This is a genomic window from Saccharopolyspora sp. NPDC003752 (assembly GCF_053605825.1).
Map to the genome: position 1 here is coordinate 1 of NZ_JBSGJZ010000020.1, position 20,017 is coordinate 20,017.

The 20,017-nt window shown below is 70.2% G+C and carries 18 protein-coding genes; 6 read left to right on the forward strand and 12 right to left on the reverse strand.

Annotation, left to right across the window (positions count from 1 at the left end):
• Nucleotides 1-180 precede the first annotated feature (180 nt).
• The 5 genes from ACWEV3_RS24580 to ACWEV3_RS24600 all read right to left on the reverse strand — a co-directional run bounded on the left by ACWEV3_RS24580 (nucleotide 181) and on the right by ACWEV3_RS24600 (nucleotide 6,018).
• On the reverse strand, nucleotides 181-975 hold the full coding sequence (locus ACWEV3_RS24580) for an SDR family NAD(P)-dependent oxidoreductase (protein WP_358383275.1): 795 nt from the start codon (nucleotides 973-975) through the stop codon (nucleotides 181-183).
• Between the two features lie 448 nt (nucleotides 976-1,423).
• Nucleotides 1,424-2,590, reverse strand: coding sequence for an NAD(P)/FAD-dependent oxidoreductase (locus ACWEV3_RS24585; RefSeq protein WP_452616168.1), 1,167 nt, complete (start codon nucleotides 2,588-2,590; stop codon nucleotides 1,424-1,426).
• Entirely contained in the window at nucleotides 2,587-4,038 is a 1,452-nt protein-coding gene (locus ACWEV3_RS24590; RefSeq protein WP_452616169.1) for a sodium:solute symporter family protein, read from the reverse strand. The genes ACWEV3_RS24585 and ACWEV3_RS24590 overlap by 4 nt, the downstream gene beginning before the upstream one ends.
• A gap of 16 nt (nucleotides 4,039-4,054) precedes the next feature.
• Nucleotides 4,055-5,191, reverse strand: a complete 1,137-nt coding sequence (gene solA, locus ACWEV3_RS24595; protein ID WP_452616170.1) for an N-methyl-L-tryptophan oxidase — start codon at nucleotides 5,189-5,191, stop codon at nucleotides 4,055-4,057.
• A 119-nt stretch (nucleotides 5,192-5,310) separates the two neighbouring features.
• The gene (locus tag ACWEV3_RS24600; RefSeq protein ID WP_452616171.1) at nucleotides 5,311-6,018 is read right to left on the reverse strand and encodes a GntR family transcriptional regulator; all 708 of its coding nucleotides are present in this window, start codon (nucleotides 6,016-6,018) and stop codon (nucleotides 5,311-5,313) included.
• 153 nt (nucleotides 6,019-6,171) lie between these two features.
• Here ACWEV3_RS24600 and ACWEV3_RS24605 point away from each other — a divergent pair, with 153 nt between their 5' ends.
• Nucleotides 6,172-6,618: an RrF2 family transcriptional regulator gene (locus ACWEV3_RS24605; protein ID WP_452616172.1), complete on the forward strand. Its 447-nt coding sequence runs from the start codon at nucleotides 6,172-6,174 to the stop codon at nucleotides 6,616-6,618.
• Nucleotides 6,619-6,693: 75 nt separating this feature from the next.
• A complete protein-coding gene (locus ACWEV3_RS24610) occupies nucleotides 6,694-7,878 on the forward strand; it encodes a globin domain-containing protein (RefSeq protein ID WP_452616173.1) in 1,185 nt (394 codons plus the stop codon).
• A gap of 112 nt (nucleotides 7,879-7,990) precedes the next feature.
• Here ACWEV3_RS24610 and ACWEV3_RS24615 read toward each other — a convergent pair whose 3' ends face one another.
• Nucleotides 7,991-9,034, reverse strand: coding sequence for an NAD(P)H-dependent flavin oxidoreductase (locus tag ACWEV3_RS24615; protein WP_452616174.1), 1,044 nt, complete (start codon nucleotides 9,032-9,034; stop codon nucleotides 7,991-7,993).
• A 75-nt stretch (nucleotides 9,035-9,109) separates the two neighbouring features.
• Nucleotides 9,110-10,066 (reverse strand): NAD(P)H-dependent flavin oxidoreductase, encoded by a 957-nt coding sequence (locus ACWEV3_RS24620; RefSeq protein ID WP_452616175.1) that lies wholly within the window; start codon nucleotides 10,064-10,066, stop codon nucleotides 9,110-9,112.
• Nucleotides 10,067-10,198: 132 nt separating this feature from the next.
• Here ACWEV3_RS24620 and ACWEV3_RS24625 point away from each other — a divergent pair, with 132 nt between their 5' ends.
• From ACWEV3_RS24625 to ACWEV3_RS24635, 3 genes are all read left to right on the forward strand, one after another.
• Nucleotides 10,199-11,098 carry a LysR substrate-binding domain-containing protein gene (locus ACWEV3_RS24625; protein ID WP_452616176.1) on the forward strand — a complete coding sequence of 300 codons (900 nt, stop codon included), beginning with the start codon at nucleotides 10,199-10,201 and terminating at the stop codon, nucleotides 11,096-11,098.
• Nucleotides 11,099-11,281: 183 nt separating this feature from the next.
• The gene (locus ACWEV3_RS24630; RefSeq protein WP_452616177.1) at nucleotides 11,282-12,286 is read left to right on the forward strand and encodes a hypothetical protein; all 1,005 of its coding nucleotides are present in this window, start codon (nucleotides 11,282-11,284) and stop codon (nucleotides 12,284-12,286) included.
• A gap of 477 nt (nucleotides 12,287-12,763) precedes the next feature.
• Nucleotides 12,764-13,948: a Gfo/Idh/MocA family protein gene (locus ACWEV3_RS24635; RefSeq protein ID WP_452616178.1), complete on the forward strand. Its 1,185-nt coding sequence runs from the start codon at nucleotides 12,764-12,766 to the stop codon at nucleotides 13,946-13,948.
• A gap of 342 nt (nucleotides 13,949-14,290) precedes the next feature.
• Here the strand turns inward: ACWEV3_RS24635 and ACWEV3_RS24640 are convergent, their stop codons facing one another.
• Nucleotides 14,291-15,223 (reverse strand): zinc-dependent alcohol dehydrogenase, encoded by a 933-nt coding sequence (locus ACWEV3_RS24640; protein ID WP_452616179.1) that lies wholly within the window; start codon nucleotides 15,221-15,223, stop codon nucleotides 14,291-14,293.
• Nucleotides 15,224-15,308: 85 nt separating this feature from the next.
• On the opposite strand from ACWEV3_RS24640, the gene ACWEV3_RS24645 reads away from it, so the two are divergent.
• Complete coding sequence (locus tag ACWEV3_RS24645) at nucleotides 15,309-16,079, forward strand: TetR/AcrR family transcriptional regulator (RefSeq protein ID WP_452616180.1); 771 nt, start codon at nucleotides 15,309-15,311, stop codon at nucleotides 16,077-16,079.
• 82 nt (nucleotides 16,080-16,161) lie between these two features.
• Here ACWEV3_RS24645 and ACWEV3_RS24650 read toward each other — a convergent pair whose 3' ends face one another.
• From ACWEV3_RS24650 to ACWEV3_RS24665, 4 genes are read right to left on the reverse strand one after another with little or no spacing between them, the layout of a single operon-like run.
• On the reverse strand, nucleotides 16,162-17,190 hold the full coding sequence (locus ACWEV3_RS24650; RefSeq protein WP_452616181.1) for an ABC transporter ATP-binding protein: 1,029 nt from the start codon (nucleotides 17,188-17,190) through the stop codon (nucleotides 16,162-16,164).
• The gene (locus ACWEV3_RS24655; RefSeq protein WP_452616182.1) at nucleotides 17,187-18,203 is read right to left on the reverse strand and encodes an ABC transporter ATP-binding protein; all 1,017 of its coding nucleotides are present in this window, start codon (nucleotides 18,201-18,203) and stop codon (nucleotides 17,187-17,189) included. The genes ACWEV3_RS24650 and ACWEV3_RS24655 overlap by 4 nt, the downstream gene beginning before the upstream one ends.
• A complete protein-coding gene (locus ACWEV3_RS24660) occupies nucleotides 18,200-19,096 on the reverse strand; it encodes an ABC transporter permease (RefSeq protein WP_452616183.1) in 897 nt (298 codons plus the stop codon). Before ACWEV3_RS24660 ends, ACWEV3_RS24655 begins: the two co-directional genes overlap by 4 nt.
• On the reverse strand, nucleotides 19,089-20,015 hold the full coding sequence (locus ACWEV3_RS24665) for an ABC transporter permease (RefSeq protein WP_452616184.1): 927 nt from the start codon (nucleotides 20,013-20,015) through the stop codon (nucleotides 19,089-19,091). Before ACWEV3_RS24665 ends, ACWEV3_RS24660 begins: the two co-directional genes overlap by 8 nt.
• Nucleotides 20,016-20,017: the final 2 nt, after the last annotated feature.

Sequence of the window (20,017 nt, forward strand, 5' to 3'; positions counted from 1 at the left end):
GCACGGCACCGCGGCGGGGGGGGGGTTTCGGGGGGGGGGGGGGGGGGGTGGGGGGGGGGGGGGGGCGGGGCGCCGGGCCCCCCCCCCCCCCCCCCCCCCCCACCGGCGTCGGATGCGGGGGGCGTTCGGGACGAGCCGGGTGGAGCCGTTCTGAAACGGCCCCTCGGGCCGGTGCGTTCGTCAGGGCAGGATCGAATCGACGTAGCCGCCGTCCACGCGCACCGCGCCGCCTGTCGTGGCCGATGCGAGCGGTGAGGCCAGGTAGACGACCATGTTGGCGATCTCCTCGGGCTCGATGAGCCGCTGCAGGAGCGACTGCGGCCGGTTGGTGCGCATGAACTCGCGCTGCGCTTCCTCCCAGGGGAGGGCCCGGTCGACGAGCTGGTAGACGAAGTCCTCCACGCCGCCGGTGTGGGTCGGGCCGGCGATGACCGAGTTGACGGTGACCCCGGTGCCCGCGGCGGCCTTCGCGAATCCGCGGGAAGCGGCGAGCAACGCCGTCTTGCTCGTGCCGTAGTGGATCATCTCCTCGGGGATGACCACGGCGGAGTCGCTGGCGATGTTGAGCACGCGCCCCCAGCCGCGTTCCATCATCGCGGGCAGCAGCAGGCGGGTCAGCCGCGCCGATGCGAGGACGTTGACCTCGAAGTAGCGCCGCCAATCGTCATCGGTGATCTCGAGCGCCGGGGTGGCGCCGAAGATTCCGAGGTTGTTGACCAGGATGTCGACGTCGCCCGCCAGGTCCACGACTCGGTTCGCACCGTCGTCGGTGGCGACATCGGCGACGGCCGCGCGCACGGCCGCGTCCGGGACCTCCTGTCGGATCTTGTCGACGGCGGCGGTGACGGTCTTCTCCGAACGGCCGTTGACGACGACATCGGCGCCCGCGCCGGCGAGACCGCGTGCGATCGAGAAACCGATCCCCGCTGAGGAACCGGTGACGAGTGCGGTCTTCTCGCTGAGGTCGATGCGCATTCTTCGCCTCTCTGGCCGGAAAAATCGGCCGGTCGTCTCGTCGGGACGGTGATCGTGGCGCGTCGTGGAGGGGGCGAGCTGTTCGGGATGCGGTACGAGGCGTCGGCATTGGCGCCCTACTCGCGCGGCGCCGGAACATCCTTGGGATTCTCCCCCACGAAACCCTCCGCCGCTGACGCACCCGATGCTCCCGGACCCCGGAGGTCCGCAATTTCAATGGAAATCAGAGGTTCGATTTCCATTGAAATTGCGGGAGTTGTCCACAGCCTCCGGCGTGTCGTGGCCCGACACGCCGGTGGTCCGCAGTTTCAATTGAAACTGCGGACCACCGGAACGTAGATCACGGAACGTGGATCACCGGACGTGGATCACGGAACGTGGATCATCGTTGTGCCGGTATGTGCCGTGCTCGGGTGGCCGGACGTGCGCCTGGGCGCTGCGGGTTCCGTTACTGCTGGCCGGCGAAGCGGGCCGGTTGGAGGGTGGGGAGGTCCGTTTGGCCGATGAGCCGTTGGGGACGGAAGTCCGCGAGGATCTCCGCGGGGTTCCCGGTGAGGAGTTCTTGTGCGGCGAGACGTCCGAGAAGGGGGCCGAGCGTGACGCCGCTGTGCGTGCAGAGGGTGTAGATCCTGCCTCTGTCGCCGAGGAACCCGGCGACGGTCAGGCCGTCGGCGGGCATGGCGCGCTGGCCGATGCGCAGGGACTCCAAGCGGGCGCCTTCGGTGCCGTCGAGCAGGTCGTTGAGGCGGCTGCACAACTGCCCGGCGTGGTAGCCGTCGAGCGCCGGTGGGTTGGCCGGGTCGGCGTCGACGTCGAGGTCCAGGCCTTGCACGATCAGTCGGCCGCCGCCGTCCGGGCGGACGTTGAGCCGCGGCGTGGTGAGGACGCGGTCCAGCCTCGTGGGCAGCGGGTTGGTGTAGCCGAGCATCCCGACGGTCGCGGATCCCGCGGCGTCGGGATCGGCCACGGGGACGCGGTGGCCCGCCGACGCGGTGAGCGCCTCGGTCCAGCGGCCGACCGCGAGGACGACGGCGTCGGCCTCGGCGACGCCGTCGGACAGTTCGATCCGCACTCCGCCGTCGGTCTCGGACAGGCCGGTCACCGTCTCGGGGCAGCGCAGGCGCGCGCCGTGGTCGCGTGCCTCGCCCCACAGCCGCGATACGAGCAGCGCCGGGAAGACGTGACCTTCGGTGGGGTAGTGGGCGATGTCCGCGACGTGGTCGGGGACGCGCAGGTCGGGCACGAGTTCGCGGGCCCGCTGCGGGGTGGTCCATTCGACGGGGTAGCCGCGGTCGGCGAGTTCCGCGACCGAGGCGGCGAGCCGCTCCGCGCCGGTGGGGTCTTCGGCCCACTCGAGGTTCCCGTTGCGCACCAGCCAGGTCTGCGCGGCGTCGGAGGCGAGCGCGTCGTGTTCGGCGAGGCCGGCGACGTTGAGGTCGTGGTAGGAACGCGGGTTCTTGCTGTGCGAGTTGGTCCAGGCGAACGACGTGCCCGACGTCCCGGCCAGCGCCGCGGACCGTTCGAACACGGTCACCTCGGCGCCCTGCAGAGCCAGCGATCGTGCGACACCGGCACCCAGCACGCCGAGGCCGACGACGGCGATCCTCTTACTCATCGTTCCCTCACAATCTCACGGTGAACGGCCGGCGCGGATGCGTCGGCCCTCTTGCTGGACGTCGCGGCGGCCATCAGCAGCAGCACCACGGCCGAAGTGGCGATGCCGTACACCGCGTAGGGCACGGTCGTGCTCAGCACCTGCGCGACACCGCAACCGACGATGCCCGCCACCATGCTCGCGATCGCGGTCGCCGGGGTGAGGTGGCGGCGGCGGTGCAGCACGTAGCCGAGGAAGATCGGCGCGGCCAGCGCCGCCGCGGAGTAGGCGTAGGTGGCCACGAGCCACGGCAGGGCTTGCGGGAACACGACCGCCAGCACGGCCGCGACGATCGACACCGCGATGGTCAGCAACCGCGACAGCGCGACGGTTCGGCGCTCGCTCGCCGCCTTGCCGGCGATGTTCTGGTAGACGTCGCGGGTCAGGTTGGCGGTGACCGACTGCAGGGCGGCGCCGCTGGTGGCGACGATCGTCGAGACGAGGAACGCCGCGAAGACGATGAGCATCCAGGACGGCAGCTGGGTGAGCAGCCAGCCGGCGGCGTCCTCCTGGGAGGCCAGGTTCGGGTTCATCGCGTGCACCGCGAGCCCGATGCAGCCGGCGTAGACGCCGCTGATGAGCATCGTCAGGCCCGAGAGCCCGAGGCCGCGGCGCGCGTCGCTGATCCGCTTGGTCGCGAACACGCGCTGGTAGTAGAGCTGATTGGTCAGCGTGCCGGGGATGATCGCGGCCGCCCACAGCCAGATCTGCTGCCAGCCCACGGCCGTGACGCCCTCGAAGCCCCACAGCCGCTGCGGCACGACCTGGGTGACGTGCGTCCAGCCGCCGGCCAGTTGGATGCCGTAGATCGCGACGACGAGCGCCATGGTGATCTTGAAGAGGCCGAACACGAAGTCCGCCCACGCCACCGAGGTCAGCCCGCCGGGCAGCACGAACGCCAGCGAAGCGACGGCGATGACCGCGACGAGCACGGGGAGCGGGATTCCGGTCAGCTGGCCGAAGAGCCGGGCGAAGGCGACGAACTGCGTCGCGATCCAGCCGAACGGGACCACCAGCGCGGCGACCGCGGCGATGGCGGTGAGCAGCCGGTTCTGGCCGAACAGGCGGGTGACGACGTCGGGCACGGTGGTGAACCGCTGCTCGCGCAGCCAGCGCGCGATCAGCATGAGCAGCAGGAAGCCGACCAGCACGCAGCCTTCGTAGATGAACACCGACCACCCGGAGCTGTAGCCGATCCCGACGTGGGCGATGAGCACGCCACCGCCCGAGGCGGCGGCGAACTGGGTGATGACGACGACGAACAGCGGCAGCGACTCGTTGGCCGCGAGCCAGTCCTGGGAGGTCTTCGCGCGGCGTCCGAAGTAGACGGACATGGCGGCGCCGGCGCCGATCACCAGCAGGCTGGTGAGGACGATCCCGACCAGTTGTCCGGTCGAACCTGTGGGCATGGGGTGCCTCCAGTGATCACGCGCTGGCGAAGCGGCTGGGGTCGAGGTGGTCGATGTCGTGCGCGGTGCCGCCGGTCAGGACCAGATCGGCGCCGATCTCGCCGAAGACCGGTGCGAGCTTGAAACCGTGGCCGGAGAAGCCGGTCATGACCGTGGCGTTGCGCAGGCCGGGCAGGGCGCCGAGCAGCGCGTGCTCGTCCGGGGTGAACCCTTCGGCGTAAGTGCCGATCCGGATCGGGTGCGGCACGACGCCGGGCAGCAGCCGGGCCGCGGCGGCCGATGCTGCGCGGACGAATTCCGGGGAAGCGTTGCGGGGCAAGGCATCCGGGTCGTCCAGCACCGGGAACCCGAGGTGGTGCGGCACGGTCTTGATGGATGCGCCGTCCAGCGACGGGAAGCAGGAGAACCCGGCTTCCCGGTGCCGGCGGATGGTGATCGGCAACCGGTCCGGCAGGTGAGCGGGGTGGTCGCGGGCCGCCCACCAGCACGCGGTGATCAACCTGACCTCGACCGGAAGTCCTCGCAGCGGCTCCAGCCGCGACGCCCACGGTCCCGGGGCGAAGACGACGTGATCGGCGTCGAAGTCCTTGCCGTTGCTGGTGATTCGCCATCCGCGTGCGGTCTCGGAGACCTCCTGGACGGGGTGGTGGGGCAGCAGCGTCGCACCGGATGCCTCGGCGGCGTGCAGGGCCGCCTGCACCGCGAGCTCGGGGCGGAGGACGCCCGCGGCCGGATCGAACACCGCTACTTCGTCGTCGTCGACCGCGTGCTGGGGAAAGCGCTCCCGAGACCGGTACGCATCGAGGATCTCGTGGTCGAGCCCGTGCCCTTCGGCGCAGCGCCGGACGGCCTGGACGTCCGGGTGGTCGGCGCGACCGATCGTCAGCCCGCCGCACATCGTCAGCAGATCGGACCCGGACGTTCGCTCCAGGTCGCGCCACAGGCCGCCGGACCGCTGCAGCAGCGGGACGTAGCTCGATCCTTCCTTGTAGACGGTCCGGAAGATCCGCGATTCACCGGCGGATGCGCCGCGGTCGTGCCCCGGCGAGTGGGCGTCGAAGGCCAGTACCTCGGCCCCTCGACGGGTGAGTTGCCAGGCGGTCATCGCACCGATCACGCCGGTGCCGATGATCGCGATGCGCGAAGTTGCCAATGGTCACACTCCTTTGTGCCCCGATGACGATGTTCACGAGGGATGGGAGGTCCGTGAAAATGCGCACGGCGGATCGACCGATCCGCCCGGGATCGGTGGCTGAGGGGGATTCCTCGTTGCTAGGGAATCGTTTGTTCGAGGAAGTACTCGACGAGGTCGGGGCGCATGATGCTCCACGCCACTTCGGCGAGGCCGCCGTCGGTCAGCCAGGTCAGGCGCCGCAGCCGGATCACCGCCTTGCCCTCGGGCAGCTGCAGCCGATCCGCGGTCGCCTCGTCGAGGTTGATCGCATCGATGTAGACGCGGGACTTGGCCGCGGGAACGCCGATGCGGGTGAAGTAGTCGTGCACGGTCAGGTGGACGAGGTCCTCGTCCTGCAGTCGTGGTGCCAATGAGAACGGGATGACGGACAGCTCGACGGCGATCGGGTTGCCGTCGACGTCGAACTTCAGCCGCCGCAACTCGTGCACCGGCACGTCGTCGGCCACGCCGGGCAGTTCGACGTCGGCGTCCCCGGCCGGGAGCACCGTGATCGAGTCCACCGCGTGCAGCCCCGGGATCTCCGGGCCCTGCAGCACCGGGTTGGCGATGCGCAGCAGGTTCTCCTGCCGTGCACTCGATGCGACGAACGTTCCCCGGCGGCGGTGGCGCTCCACCAGGCCCGCCTGCGCCAGCTCGGTCAGCACTCGCTGCGCGGTCGCGCGGCCGATCGAGTGCTCCCGTTGGAGCTCGGATTCGGTCGGCAGCCGGGTTCCAGGCGGAAGCGCGCCGGAGCGGATCTGCCGCTCCAGCTCGTTGCGGATCCGCAAGTACGCCGGGACTGCCATGGGACGAGAATCTAGCGGGCGATCAATTGACCGGTCAATACTGGATTTGCACGGTCAATACCGGAGTGGAGCGCGGGTGCCCGGTATGAGCTGCCTTACAGGCACGTGCGGCATATTTGGATTTTGAGATTCCAATTATCTAGGGTCGTGCTCGTGCGGCTGACCAAAAGAACCGATCTCGCGCTGCGGATAGCGATGCGCCTCGCGGTCCTGGACGACCAGGCCGCCCCGACCACTCGCGAGATCGCCGATCAGGTCGCCGTTCCCTACAGCCATGCCGCGAAGGTCGTCACGCTGCTGCAGCGCCTCGGCGTCGTCGAGGCTCGGCGCGGTCGAGGTGGCGGGCTCACCCTGACCCGGTCTGGGCGCACCGGATCTCTCGGCCGACTCGTCCGCGAGCTCGAAGGCGTGGGCGATGTGGTGGGCTGCGAGGACGATCCGCCCTGCCCGCTGCGGTCGGCATGCCGACTGCGCGCGGCGCTGCGCAACGCCCAGGAAGCCTTCTTCGCCGCGCTCGACCCGATCACCGTCGAGGACCTGGTGGCCGCCCCCACCGGACCGATCCTGCTGAGCCTGTCGTCGAGGCCGCCGGCGGGCTGACCCCGGAACGCACCGCACCCGGTGCTCCGGTGCGGCCAAAAATACGAATACCGGATACCAGTTTGGAGTTGGCCGATGTTGTCCGAGGATTCGATCGAAACGGTGCGCGCCACCCTGCCGGCGGTCCGCAGTGCCATCGGCGAGATCGCGTCGGTGTTCTACGACAAGCTCTTCGCCGCTCACCCCGACCTGCTGCGCGACCTGTTCAACCGGGGCAACCAGGCAAGCGGCGAGCAGCAGCAGGCCTTGGCGGGATCGATCGCGGCGTTCGCCTCGGCGCTCCTGGAACATCCCGGCACTCCGCCCGAGGCGATGCTGAGCCGCATCGCGCACAAGCACGCGTCCCTGGGGATCACGCCCGACCAGTACGCGATCGTGCACGCCAACCTGTTCGCCGCCATCGCCGAGGTGCTGGGCGAGGCTGTCACGGATGAAGTCGCCGCCGCGTGGAGCGAGGTCTACTGGTCGATGGCGGACGCGCTCATCGCGATCGAAACCCGCCTGTACGCCGAGGCGGGCACCCCCGGCGGCGACGTCTGGCGCGACTACCGCGTCGTGGGCCGCCTGCCCGACAACGACGTCGTCACGTTCCTCGCCCGCCCGGTCGACGGCTCCCCGCTACCCGCATCGCGACCCGGCCAGTACGTGTCCGTGCAGGTCGAACTGCCGGACGGGGCGCGCCAGATCCGCCAGTACAGCCTCTCCGGCACGCCCGCCGACGCGGTGCAGTTCACGGTCAAGAAGGTCGTCGGCAGCCCGGACGGCGAGGTCTCCAACCACCTGCACGAGCGCGTCGCCGAAGGCGACGTCCTCCGGATCGGAGCACCGTTCGGCGATGTCGCGCTCGGCGACGGCGACGGCCCGGTCCTGCTCGCCTCGGCCGGCATCGGCTGCACCCCGATGATCAGCATGCTCAACCACCTGGCGGCCACCGGCTCGCCGCGCCGGGTCATCGCCGTGCACGCCGACCGCGCCCAGGGCACCCACGCATTCCGCGTCGACCTCGACCAACTCGTCGCGAAGCTGCCCGACGCCACCGCCCACGTCTGGTACGAGGCCCCCGAAGGTCCCTGGCCTGCCGACCGCACGGGCCTGGTCGACCTGACCGCGATCGGCATCCCGGAGGGCATCACGGCCTACCTGTGCGGCCCGTTGCCGTTCCTGCGGGCGGTCCGCACCCAGCTCCGCGAACTCGGCGTCCCGGCGGCCGACATCCACTACGAGGTCTTCGGCCCCGACCTCTGGCTCGGCCAGGACTGACGTTTCCGAGCAGTGCGCCGATGTTTCGGTCCAGCCCGCAGCGCTGAACCGCGCCTCGACGACCAGAGTGCCGACCACGCCCGAACCGGCGCCACCTGGTGCTCGTCTGCGATCAGGCGAGCAGTTCGCGCGCGTCCGTCCACATGCGAGTGACGATTTCGCCCGCCGGTGCCGTGGTGGCCAGGGCCGCGCTCTGACCGGCCCAGTGGTTGACCCGGTCGAGTCCGGCCGCGCCGCCTCGGCGCCACTGGCCCACCAGTCGCCGCTGGACGGGATATGGGGCGGGCAAAGGAGCTTCGTCGCTCGTCCACGCCGTCACGAACGGCGTCGGCGCCGCCCGTCCGAGTCGGCCGGTGTACGCGCGGGTGGTGACCGTCCGCTCCGGCGACAGCCCTTCCATGGCGGCCGACCAGCCGTCGTCGATGCCCGCCTCGGGGGAGCGCAGCAGCGCGGTCCCCACCTGGACCGCGCTCGCGCCCAGCGTCAGCGCGGCGGCCACGCCACGACCGTCCGCGATTCCGCCGGCCGCGATGACCGGGATCCGCAGCCGGTCGGCCAGGTGCGGGATCAGGGCGAACAGGCCGACGTCGGTCTGCTCGGCCGTCTGCGGGTCGAAGCTGCCCCGGTGCCCGCCCGCCTCCATGCCCTGGGCGACGACGGCGTCGGCGCCGGCGTCCTGGGCGGCCAGGGCGTCGGCGAGGTTGGTCGCGCAGGCGAACCACGCGATGCCCGCCCGGTGCAGCCGCTCGACGTAGTCATCGGCGAAGAGCCCCATGATCGACGAGACGACCGTCGGCCGGGCCGCCAGCATGGCCTCGCACTGCTCGGCGAAATCCGGGCTCGGAGGCCCTGCCTCGCCCGCTTCGCCGAATCGCGCCAGGAACTGCTCCGCCGCCTGCTGCCGCCCGGGGTCGTCGACCGGCGCGTCCGGGATCCAGGTGTTCAGCTGGAACGGGCCCGTCGTTCCCGCGCGGAACCGCTCCACCCAGTCGCCGATGAGTTCGGGCCGGTCGAGCACCACCCCGTTCGCACCCATCCCGCCGGCTTCGGCCACCGCGATCGCCAGCCGGGGCGGGCAGGCACCGGCCGTCGGTGCCTGCAGGATCGGCACGCGCAGGCCGAAGCGCGCGCAGAAATCCCGAACTCGTTGCTGCATGTGCATTTCCTCCCGTGGTTGTTGCGTGGTGGGCGAGCAGATCAGGTCTGCGGGTGCGGCGCGCTGCCGACGAGATCAGGTCGAGAAGAGGATGGACGAGGCTTCCCGCACGACGCGGTCGATGATCGCTTCGACGGGTTCGAGTTCGTCGATGAGGCCGATCGCTTCGCCGACGATGACGTTCCCGATGCTGTAGTCATCGTTGTCCTTGGCGTTGTTGAAGACCGCTTGCAGGCGGGGCAGGTCTTCGCGCATCTTCTGCTCGTGCCCGTGCCACTGACGGACGAAGTCGTTGCGCAGCACTCGTCCGGTGTAGTGGGAGGGCCAGTCCACCGCCCGGACGATGTCGTACACGCTCTGCCGCACGGTGTCGTCGCCGCTGGAGGCGAGTGCGCGGCGCTGCGCGGCGGCGGACACGGCCGCTTCCGTGCTCGCCCAGAACCGGCTCCCCATCACCACGCCGTCGGCCCCCAAGCACAGAGCGGCGGCCAGTCCGCGGCCGTCCGCCACCCCGCCCGAGGCCACGAGCAGTGTGTCAGGAGAACGCGCGGCGAGCAGGTCGGCCAGTTCGGGGACCAGGGTGAGGGTCGAACGGGTTCCGGTGCCATGCCCGCCCGCCTCTCCTCCCTGGGCCACCAGGACGCGCGCTCCGGCATCCAGGGCGCGTCGCGCTTCTTCGACCGTGCAGACCTGGCACAGCAGCGGCACGCCCGCGTCGTGGATCCGGTCGGCGAACGGCATCGGGTCGCCGAACGACAGGAACACCGCTGCCGGGTCGTGATCGAGCGCGACGTCGAGCAGCTCGGGATTCCGGGCCAGGCACCACGTGATGAACCCGCATCCGACCCGCCTGCTCACCGACGCCAGCTGCTCGTCCAGCCATTCGCGATCGCAGTAGCCGCCACCGAGCAAGCCCAGCCCACCCGCCGCGGACACCGCCGAAGCGAGCCGAGCATCGGCGACCTTGTCCATCGGCGCGAGCACGATCGGCCGCTCGATGCCCAGCGCCGCCGTCAGTCTGGTCGGGATCACCGCGTTCTCCCCGCTGTCGACCTGCGTCTCCGGTGCAGGAAGGACGCTAGGCTCTGCTAGGAATCGTGTCCAACGATGAGTGGCGAACGCTGCCATCGCCGGCGACGAACCCTCAAGGTCAGGAGCGAGCCCGTGGAGTTGTCGGACCTGCAGGTGTTCGTCGTCGTGGCACGCACCGGTGGCATCACGCGCGCGGCCGCGGAGCTGCACACCGTGCAGTCCACCATCAGCGCGCGAATGGCAGGACTGGAACGAGAACTCGGCGCGATCCTCCTCCGCCGCCACGCCCGGGGAGTGGCCTTGACCGCGGCCGGGGAGCAGTTCTTCGGTTACGCCCAGCGGATCACCTCGCTCGCGGACGAGGCCCGCCGCGCCGTTCGGGACGACAGGCCCTCCGGACCGTTGCGGATCGGGGCGATGGAGACGACGGCCGGGATTCGGCTGCCGCCCGTCCTCGAGTCCTACACCGCGGCCTGGCCGGATGTCGACCTTTCCGTGCTCACCGGCCCCACCGAGTCGTTGGTGGCGCTGGTCAAGGACCACGCCCTCGACGGAGCGCTCGTCGCCGGCCCCGTCGACGACGAGGACCTGCACGAAGAAGAGGTCTTCACCGAGGAAATGGTCGTCATCACCGCGCTGAGGCACCGCGACCTCGATGACGCATTGCGCGGACCCAACGGCCCCCGGCTGCTCGTGTTCCGCGCGGGGTGCTCGTACCGGCGCAGGCTCGAAGCCGTCGTCCGAGCGCGCGGCGTGGAACCGAAGGTCCTCGACTACGGCACGGTCGAAGGCATCCTCGGCTGCGTCGCCGCGGGCCTCGGGGTCACGATGCTGCCCCGGGCGCTGGTCGAGCATTCCGGACTGCGCCACCGGCTCCGCCTGCACCGGATGGCGCCTGCCGATGCAACGGTGACGACCGTGCTCGTTCGTCGTCGCGACGCACACGCCACCATGGCGCTGAAGGAGTTCCGCCGGCACCTCCACGCCGCGTCCGACCGCAGTGCACTGGAGCCGTCGCAGGTCGCTCTATAGCTGTGATGCGGTGGCCCGTGTTCGACCACAGCACACGAGCATTTCGTTCTTGCAGCTCGGGGTTACGGCGTGTCGCTTCAGGCCAGGTATCCGGCACTGGAGTTCACGACGACCTCGACCGGGCTGCCGGCGTTGTTCGCGATGCGGGCGGAACCTGGTGGTCCGGCGTGCTTGGATGTGGTCATGTTCGACGTTGCTGGCGACTCCATCGATGCGCTGGTCGAGTCCTGGGAAGAAATCCGCCTGTTCTACCAGGATTCCGCGAACGCCGAGTACGACCGGGCCGTACTCGACTGCGTCGCCGAGCTCGCCGAGGAGCCCGGTGGCGAGCAGGCGTGGCTGTGGGTGTTCGGATCGGTGATCACCGCTCCCTACCTCACCTGGCTCCCGGGCGACGGTGTCGTGGATGCGGCGGTCAAGGCCCTCCGAGCCGCCGACGCGGCCTTGCGGGCTCAGCCGTGCACCCATGTCTCCCACCCGTACGAGACCCACACGGACGAGGACGACGAAGCCCTCCTCGACGTGTTCTCACCGCTCGCGAACGAGGGGGAGGAATGGGAGGAGCCGCGGCCGCGGGAGGAATGGCTCTGCCCACGGAATGCGGCTGGATTCGCGCGCATCGCCTTGGACATCCTCAACCCCGGTTCGGTGGCCGACGTCCCGGCACGCCTGCCGGCCGAGGCAGTGGAGCAGATCGACGTGCTGTCGTCCCTTCTGGAGGGGTATCCGAAGTGGTCGACCGACGTCGAGGACGAGATCGCTTCGCAGGGCTGGGCCCTGTCCACCGCAGATCCGGAGGAGCTGGCCGGGCGGGTCTTGGTCGTCAGGGCGGTGAGCTGGCACGCGATCTGGGACACCGAGCGGAAGTCGGTCCTCGACGACCTGATCGAGGGCCTGGAGGACGCGCTCGCGCGCTACGACCGCGTTTCCTGCGAACATGATCCCGATGATCATCCCAGGCTTCCCGGCAGCGGACCGATTGCGGCGGAGCAGGGCATCTTGCTGAGCTACGCCGCGGGCAGGGCCCGCTACGAACGTTCCCCCCGGGGCCGGGAGGAGCCGTTGGAAGCCCTGTTGTGCCCGGCGTACATCGCCGCCATCGCGCAGGAGTCGCTCGACTCGTTGACCAAGTGCCGGGATCAGCGCTTCGGAGCCGGTGACACATCCCGGTCCAATGTGGATAGTTGAGCCGCGCGGCTGTCCGAACTCGGTAAGCGGAGGTCAAGTCGTCCAACCTTTCGGCGGATGATGTTCTGGCGCACTGACGCGAACAACTCGCGTCAGCGACCGCGCGGCGATCGCCAGGTCGCCGGGTGAGCCTGCGATCCGCTTATCGCCACGGCCCTCCCCGCTCCCCGCGTTCGGCCCGTGGTTCCGGCTTGGGCCGAACGGGTACCCGGCGCCATGTTCCTCTGGTCGGCAGAACCACAGGTCCGATGCGACGGGTCGCCATCGTGCCGTTCGGCAGTGGCGCCGGCCCTGCTACCGAGGGCCGGCGGCATGTCGCGTGCCGTGCTCGTGGTGCTGGGGGTGGTATCGGCGGCGTGGGCGACATAGAGTGGATTGCGCGAAACTGATCGATATATGCTCTTATCAATCATGTTGGAGCAAAGGTGCGCAGTCTTGTCGGTGTGCGCACGTGGCCGTGGTGCGGGAAGGTGACCCATGGACGTAAGGACAGGTGTGCTCGGGTGCGGGCTGCGAGTGGGGATCGCCGACCACGCCCACCGGCCCGGTGAGGGCTCGCGGATCGTCGCGGTGTGCGACCCGGATCCGGCGCGCGCCGCTGCCGCCGCGCAGCGCTACGGCGACGACGTCCGGCAGACGCACGCGCTCGACGAGCTGCTGGCAAGCGAGCTCGACGCGGTGTTCGTGGTCAGTCCGGACCACCTGCACGAAGAGCACGCCATCCGCTGCCTGGAAGCCGGGCTCGCCGTCTACCTCGAGAAGCCGCTGGCGGTCACCACGGCCGGCTGCGACCGCGTCCTCGCCGCGGCGCGGCAGTTCGGCGGCAAGCTCTACGTCGGGCACAACATGCGGCACATGCCGGTGATCCGCACGATGCGCGATCTCATCACCTCGGGCGCGATCGGCGAGGTCACCTCGATCTGGTGCCGCCACTTCGTCGGGCACGGCGGTGACTTCTACTTCAAGGACTGGCACGCCGACCGGAGCAAGAGCACGAGCCTGCTGCTGCAGAAGGGCGCGCACGACATCGACGTGCTGCACTGGCTGGCCGGCGGGTACAGCAGGCGCGTCAACGCGATGGGCGCGTTGACGGTCTACGGCGACATCATCGACCGCAACGAGCGCGAGACCTACAAGACGGGCCACGACTGGGCCGAGTACGAGCAGAACTGGCCGCCGCGCAGCCAGACCGGCCTCAACCCGGTGGTGGACGTCGAGGACCTGAGCCTGGTCAACCTGGAGCTGGACAACGGCGTGCTGGCGAGCTACCAGCAGTGCCACTACACGCCGGACTACTGGCGCAACTACACCGTCATCGGCACCGAGGGCAGGCTGGAGAACTTCGGCGACGACGCGGACTCGGTGGTCAAGGTGTGGAACCGCAGGCACCGCGGCTACGCGCCCGATGCCGACCAGGTGGTGGAGGTCGAGCGCGCCAGCGGCGGGCACGGCGGCGCGGACCCGCGCATCGTGGCCGAGTTCCTGGCGTTCGTGAGCGCGGACGTGCCGACCGTCACCTCGCCGATCGCGGCGCGGGAAGCGGTCGCGACCGGTTGCGCGGCAACGGAATCGCTGCGCAGCGGTGGAATACCGGTCGAGGTGACCGCGCCGGATGCCGCCCTGATCGACTACTTCGCGCGGTCCCACGTCAGCTCGTCCTGACCAGTGCTCCGCTGCGCCCGCCGCATCGGCGGGCGCAGCGGAGCGCTCCGCGCCCTTCTGACGAGACAAGTCATCACGCATCCCCGGAGATCGTTCCAAGATGTGGTGCGCGGCCGCGTGCGGGACATGGCCACTTGGGGCGCAGGGCGCCGGTTTCGCGCGAAAGCGGCGTTCCGAGTGGGGCGGGATGGCGGTTTCGCGCGAAACCGCCATCGGCGTCAGGCACCGGGCGGCTTCGGATGAGCCGGGCGGAGCGGGCAGGGATCTGCTCCGCTCCTGTGGCTGCTCGACGTGTTCACGGTTGTGCTTCTCCACGATGACGCGCCCACGCCGGACGGTGTGTCAGGGGTGGAGGACGACCTTGATGGCTCCGGAGGCGCGGTCGCCGGCCACGCGGAAGGCCTCTGCGGCGTCGTCGAGGGGGAAGCGGTGGGTGATCACCGTCTGCGCGATCTCGGGGTTGCCGGCGAGCATCGCCGCGGCCTGTTCGGTGTCGCGGACGCCGTCGTGCCGGCCGTAGGCGATGGAGTGGATGTAGCTGAGTTCCTTGACCAGGCTGACGATGCCCGGGATGGGCGCGGTGTGCTGGTATACGCCCAGCAGCACGACGCGACCGCCGACGCGGGCCAGTTCGGCGCACCGGGCCAGGCCGGCCTCGCTGCCCGCGGCGTCGATCACGACGTCGTAGGCGCCGTCCGCCGAGCCGAACCCGAGGCGTTCCGCCGCGATCCTCTGGTGCTCGTGGCGCACCTCGACATCGACGTCGAAGCCGCGCTGCCGGGCTACCGCCGCAGCCAGCAGCCCGATGCTGCCGCCGCCGACGACCGCCACCCGCTCCCCGGGCTCGAGTGCCGCGCTACGCACACCGTGCCAGGCCACCGACGCCGGCTCCACGAGGCAGGCGTCGCGCACATCCAGGCCGGACGGGAGTCGGACGAGCATGTTCTCGGCGACGGTGACGGCATCGCACATCCCGCCGTCCCTGAATATCCCCAGCGTTCCGCGCTCCGGCGCGTTGCACCGCTGGACGTGGCCGGCGCGGCACTGGTCGCACTCTCCGCAGTAGACGGTGGGTTCGACGGCGTAACTCGTGCCGTCGGCGGCAGTGCCGGCGAACTCGTGACCATAGGTGTAGCCCTGCACGCCACTGGTCGCGAAGCCCACGTCGGTCCCGCAGATACCCGCCGAGGCGATGGTGAGGCGAACCCCGGGTGCTCCCAGTTCTTCGACCTCGGCCACGTGGATACCCGAATCGGTGTTCCGTACGGCGCGCATGGTGATCCCTCTCCGCTTGCGGTTATGCGAACGCCGTTAGCTTAGATTAAGTGATAGATGTTCGCATAGCGGTTACCCTTGCCTGGTGCGCGAACCGATGACGACAGCCGGGACAGGCGATCCGCCGCCGAAGAGCGGGCCGGGAACGAGGCCGGGCTCGGCGGCCTGGTGGCTCGCCCGGGAGCGGGAACCCGCGCGGCAGCGGCGGCGCCGGTCGTTGACCCTCGATGCCATCCTCGACGCGTCCATGGCCCTGCTCGACACCCGCGGGGCAGCCGCGCTGACGATGCGCAACCTCGCCGAGGCGCTCGACTGCACGCAGGCGTCGCTCTACCGCCACGTGCGCAACCGCGAGGAGCTGGTGACCCTGCTCGTCGACCGGACCCTCGGCGTCGCGAGTTCGGCTCCGCCCGACGGCGCGGACTGGGCCGAGAAGGCGGCGTGGTCCGCACGCCTGTTCCGCGAGCACCTGCTCCGGCACCCCGGCGTGGCCTCGCTGCTTCGCGGGACCGAGCGGCTCGGTCCCAACTCGCTGGCCGGGAGGGAGTACTCCCTCGAACTGTTCATCGGCGCCGGTCTCAGCCCCCGGCTCGCGGCCGCCGTCGCGTCGTCGCTGGCCACCTTCGTGATCGGCTCGGTGCACTTCAACCTCGGCCTGGACGCGTCGGATTCCGAGGAGATCAGTCACCGGCGCCTGCTGTACCGCTCACGAGACGCTGCGGCCTTTCCACTGCTCGTCCAGCACGCCGATGTCCTCGCGGAGGTCGGCAGCGACGACGAGTTCGAAGTCGGCCTCAACGCATTGTTGACCGGATTCCGGATCCTGATCGAGCGCGAGGACATCGCACGCGACTGATGTGGAACAGGTGCACCAACTCGTCCGTCGCGGATGATCACTCATCCTTGATCGACACGAGTTGGTGCAGTCGGCTGAGCGGTTACCGCGATCCGTCGACCGCGGCCCGCGGGTCGGCGTCGGTGACCTCGGTGGCGAAGTGGCAGTGCGAGACGTGCCCCTCGCCCAGGTCGTGGCCGGCCGGAACGGTGTGCGCGCAGTCCGGCCGGGCCATCCAGCACCGGGTGTGGAACGGGCAGCCGGACGGCGGTGCGATCGGCGACGGCGGGTCGCCTTCGAGCACGATGCGCTCCTGCTCCGGTTCGTCGTCGAAACCGGGGCGCGGGATCGCGGACAGCAGGGCCCGGGTGTAGGGGTGCGCGGCGTGGTCGTAGACCGCGTCGCAGTCGCCTTCCTCGACCACCCTGCCCAGGTACATCGTCGCGATCCGGTCGCAGAAGTGCCGCACCACGTCGAGGTCGTGCGCGATGAACACGACGGTCAGCGACAGTTCGCGCTGCAGCTCGGCGAGCAGGTTGAGGACCTGCGCGCGCACCGAGACGTCGAGCGCCGAGACCGGTTCGTCGCAGATCAGCACCTCCGGGTTCAACGCGATGCCGCGGGCGATGCCGATGCGCTGGCGCTGCCCGCCGGAGAACTCGTGCGGATACCGGTCGAGGTGGTCCGGCCGCAGGCCGACCTGTTCCAGGAGCTGCTCCAGCCGCGGGCGCAGGCCCGACTCGGGCAGCGCGTCGCGATGGATCCGGAACGGCTCGGCCAGGATCGAGCCGACGGTCTTGCGCGGGTTGAGCGAGGCGTAGGGGTCCTGGAAGACCATCTGGATGTTGCGCCGCATCTGGGTTCTAGCAGCGCCTTTCGCGCTGTGGACGTCGACGCCCCGGTAGCGGATCTGCCCGCTGGTGGGCTTCTCCAGCGCGGTGAGCAGCCGGGTCAACGTGGACTTGCCGCACCCGGACTCGCCGACGATGCCCAGCGCCTCGCCCTTGCGCAGCTTCAGGCTCACTCCGTCGACCGCTTTGACGGTGGCCGATCCGAGGCCGAACCGCCCGCCGCCGCGCTTGCGGTAGTGCTTGGTGACGTCGTGAACTTCGAGGATGTGCTGATCGGTCACGATGCGACCTCCGTCCAGAAGTGGCACCGGGTCTGCCTGCCGTCGTCCAGCTGCAGCAGTTCCGGTTCGACCGACTCGCAGTGTTCGCGCGCGATGCTGCAGCGGGGGTGGAAGCGGCAACCCGCGGGGCGATCGGTGAGGCTCGGCGGCAGGCCGCTGATCGCGGGCAGCGGGCCGCCGCGGTGCGACCGCCGCGGGATCGAGGCGACCAATCCCTGGCTGTACGGGTGGATCGGCGCGGTGAACAGCCGGCGGATCGGCCCGTGCTCGACGACGCGCCCGGAGTACATCACCAGCGCGCGGTCGGCCATCTTGGCCGCGACACCGAGGTCGTGGGTGATCAGCACCAGCGCCAGGCCGCGCTCGGCCTGCTGCTCGGCGAGCAGGTCGAGGATCTGGGCCTGCACGGTCACGTCGAGCGCCGTGGTGGGCTCGTCGGCGATCACGACCTCCGGGTCCAACGCCAGCGCCATCGCGATGAGGATGCGTTGGCGCATGCCGCCGGAGAACTGGTGCGGGTAGTCACCGGCGCGGCTGGCCGCCGCCGGAATCCGCACCCGGTCCATCATTTCCACGGCCTGCCGCCACGCCTGCCTCCGCGACGCGCCGCGGTGCAGCCGGTACAGCTCGCCGATCTGCTTGGCCACCGGTTGCACCGGGTTCAGCGCGGTGAGCGCGTCCTGGAAGATCAGCGACACCCGCGATCCCGTTGCCGCGCGGCGTTGCCGCTCGGACAGCGCGAGCAGGTCCTGGCCGCCGAGCTCGACGGTGCCGCCGACGATCTCGGCCGGCGGCGTGTCGAGGATGCCCATGATCGCCTGCGCGGTGACGCTCTTGCCCGAGCCCGATTCGCCGAGCACAGCCAGTGTTTCGCCCGCGCCCACGCTGAAGCTGACGTCCTGGACGGCGTGCAACCGGCCGGCGGGCGTGTGGAAGTCGACGCTGAGGCCGCGCACGTCGAGAACCGTGCGCCGGTCGTCCTGGTGCGGTGCGGACCGCGCCTTCGCGTTCATTGCTTTCCCTTCGGGTCGAGGGTCTCCCGCAGGCTGTCGCCGAGGACGACGAACGCCAGGACGGCGCCGGTCAGGAACAGGGCCGGGTAGACCAGCAGGTGCGGGCTGGCCTGCCACTGCTGCTGGGCGGTGGAGAGCTGGAGCCCCCACGAGATCGCGGGCGGCTGGAGCCCGATGCCGAGGAAGGTCAGCGCCGCCTCGGCGGCGATGACACCGCCGATCTCCAGGGTTTTGAGCACGATCAGCGAGGTCAGCGCGTTCGGCGCGATGTGCGTGCCCATGATGCGCAGGTGGCTGCCGCCCAGCACGCGCGCGGCCTGCACGTATTCGAGGTTGCGGATCTTGAGCACCGAGCCGCGCATGTAGCGCATGCCGCCGGGCCAGCCGAAGACGATCAGCACCAGGCTCACCGTCCAGATCGTGCGTTCCTCGAACAGGTTGAGCACCACGATCGCGGCGATGATCATCGGCAGGCCGAACACCACGTCGGCGATCCGCGACACGACCCCGTCGACGATGCCGCCGAAGTAACCGGCCAGCGCGCCGAGCACCGCGCCCAGCACGAAGGTCACCGCGGTGACGAGCAGGCCGATCGCGATCGACGGCCGGGCGCCGTGCACGACGTTGGCGAAGTAGTCGCAGCCCTGCATGTCGAAGCCGAACGGATGGCCCGGCGCCGGGCCCGCGCCGCTGAGCCGCAGCTCGCAGTGCATCGGATCGACGGAGGTGAACAGGCTCGGCCAGACCGCCATCAGCACGTAGCAGGCGGCGATCAGCACCGCGACCACGAACAGCGGCGCGCGCAGCGGCCTCGGCAGCCGCCCGATCACGGTGAACTTCCGGCGGGGCGCGGCCCGGGTGGGAGTGGGGGAGAAGTCGGTCCGGTCAGCCATTGCGCACCCTCGGGTCGATGATTCCGTAGCTGATGTCCACCAGCAGGTTCACCAGCAGGTAGATCAGGATGATGAAGGTGGCCACGCCCACCACGATGGTGCCCTGCTGGGTCTGCACCGCCTGCACCAGCAGGCCGCCGATGCCGGGCAGGTTGAACACGCTCTCGACGATCACGGCGCCGCCGAGCATCGCCGCCAGGCTGAGCCCGAGGTAGGTGACCACCGGGATCATCGAGTTGCGCAGCGCGTGCCCCCACACCACGCGACCGGCCGACGCGCCCTTTGCCCGTGCGGTGCGGATGAATTCGGCGCCCATCACGTCGACCAGGCTCGACCTGGTCAGCCGCGCCAGCGGCGCCGCGGCCTCCAACGCCACCACCAGCGCGGGGAGGATGAAGCTCATTGGCCAGCCGCCTGCCACGCCCGCGATCGGGAACAGCTGCAGCTTCAAGCCGAACACCAGCTGCGCCATGAACGCGATGACGAACCCGGGCAGCGCCACGAAAAGCACCGTGAACGCCAGGGTCAGGTGGTCGCCGAAGCGGCCGCGGTGCAGCGCGCCGAAGATCCCGACCACGAGGCCGATCACCAGCTTGAACACCCAGGCGGTCAGCGCCAGCTGCAGCGTCGTCGGCCACCGCTCGGCGATCATCTCGAGCACCGGCCGGCCGAAGAAGTCGGTGCCGAAGTCGCCCTGGAACAACCCGGTCATGTACAGCAGGTACTGGGTGATCAGCGGCTCGTCCAGGTGGTACTGCTCGCGCAGCGCCGCCACAGTGGACGGTGGCATCGGCCGGCCGCCGGCGAGCGCGGCGATCGGGTCGCCGGGCATCGCGTAGACCAGCGCGAAGATCAGGAACGTGACGCCGAACAACACCGGCAGCATCGCCGCGAAGCGGCGGACGACGTATCCGAGCATGT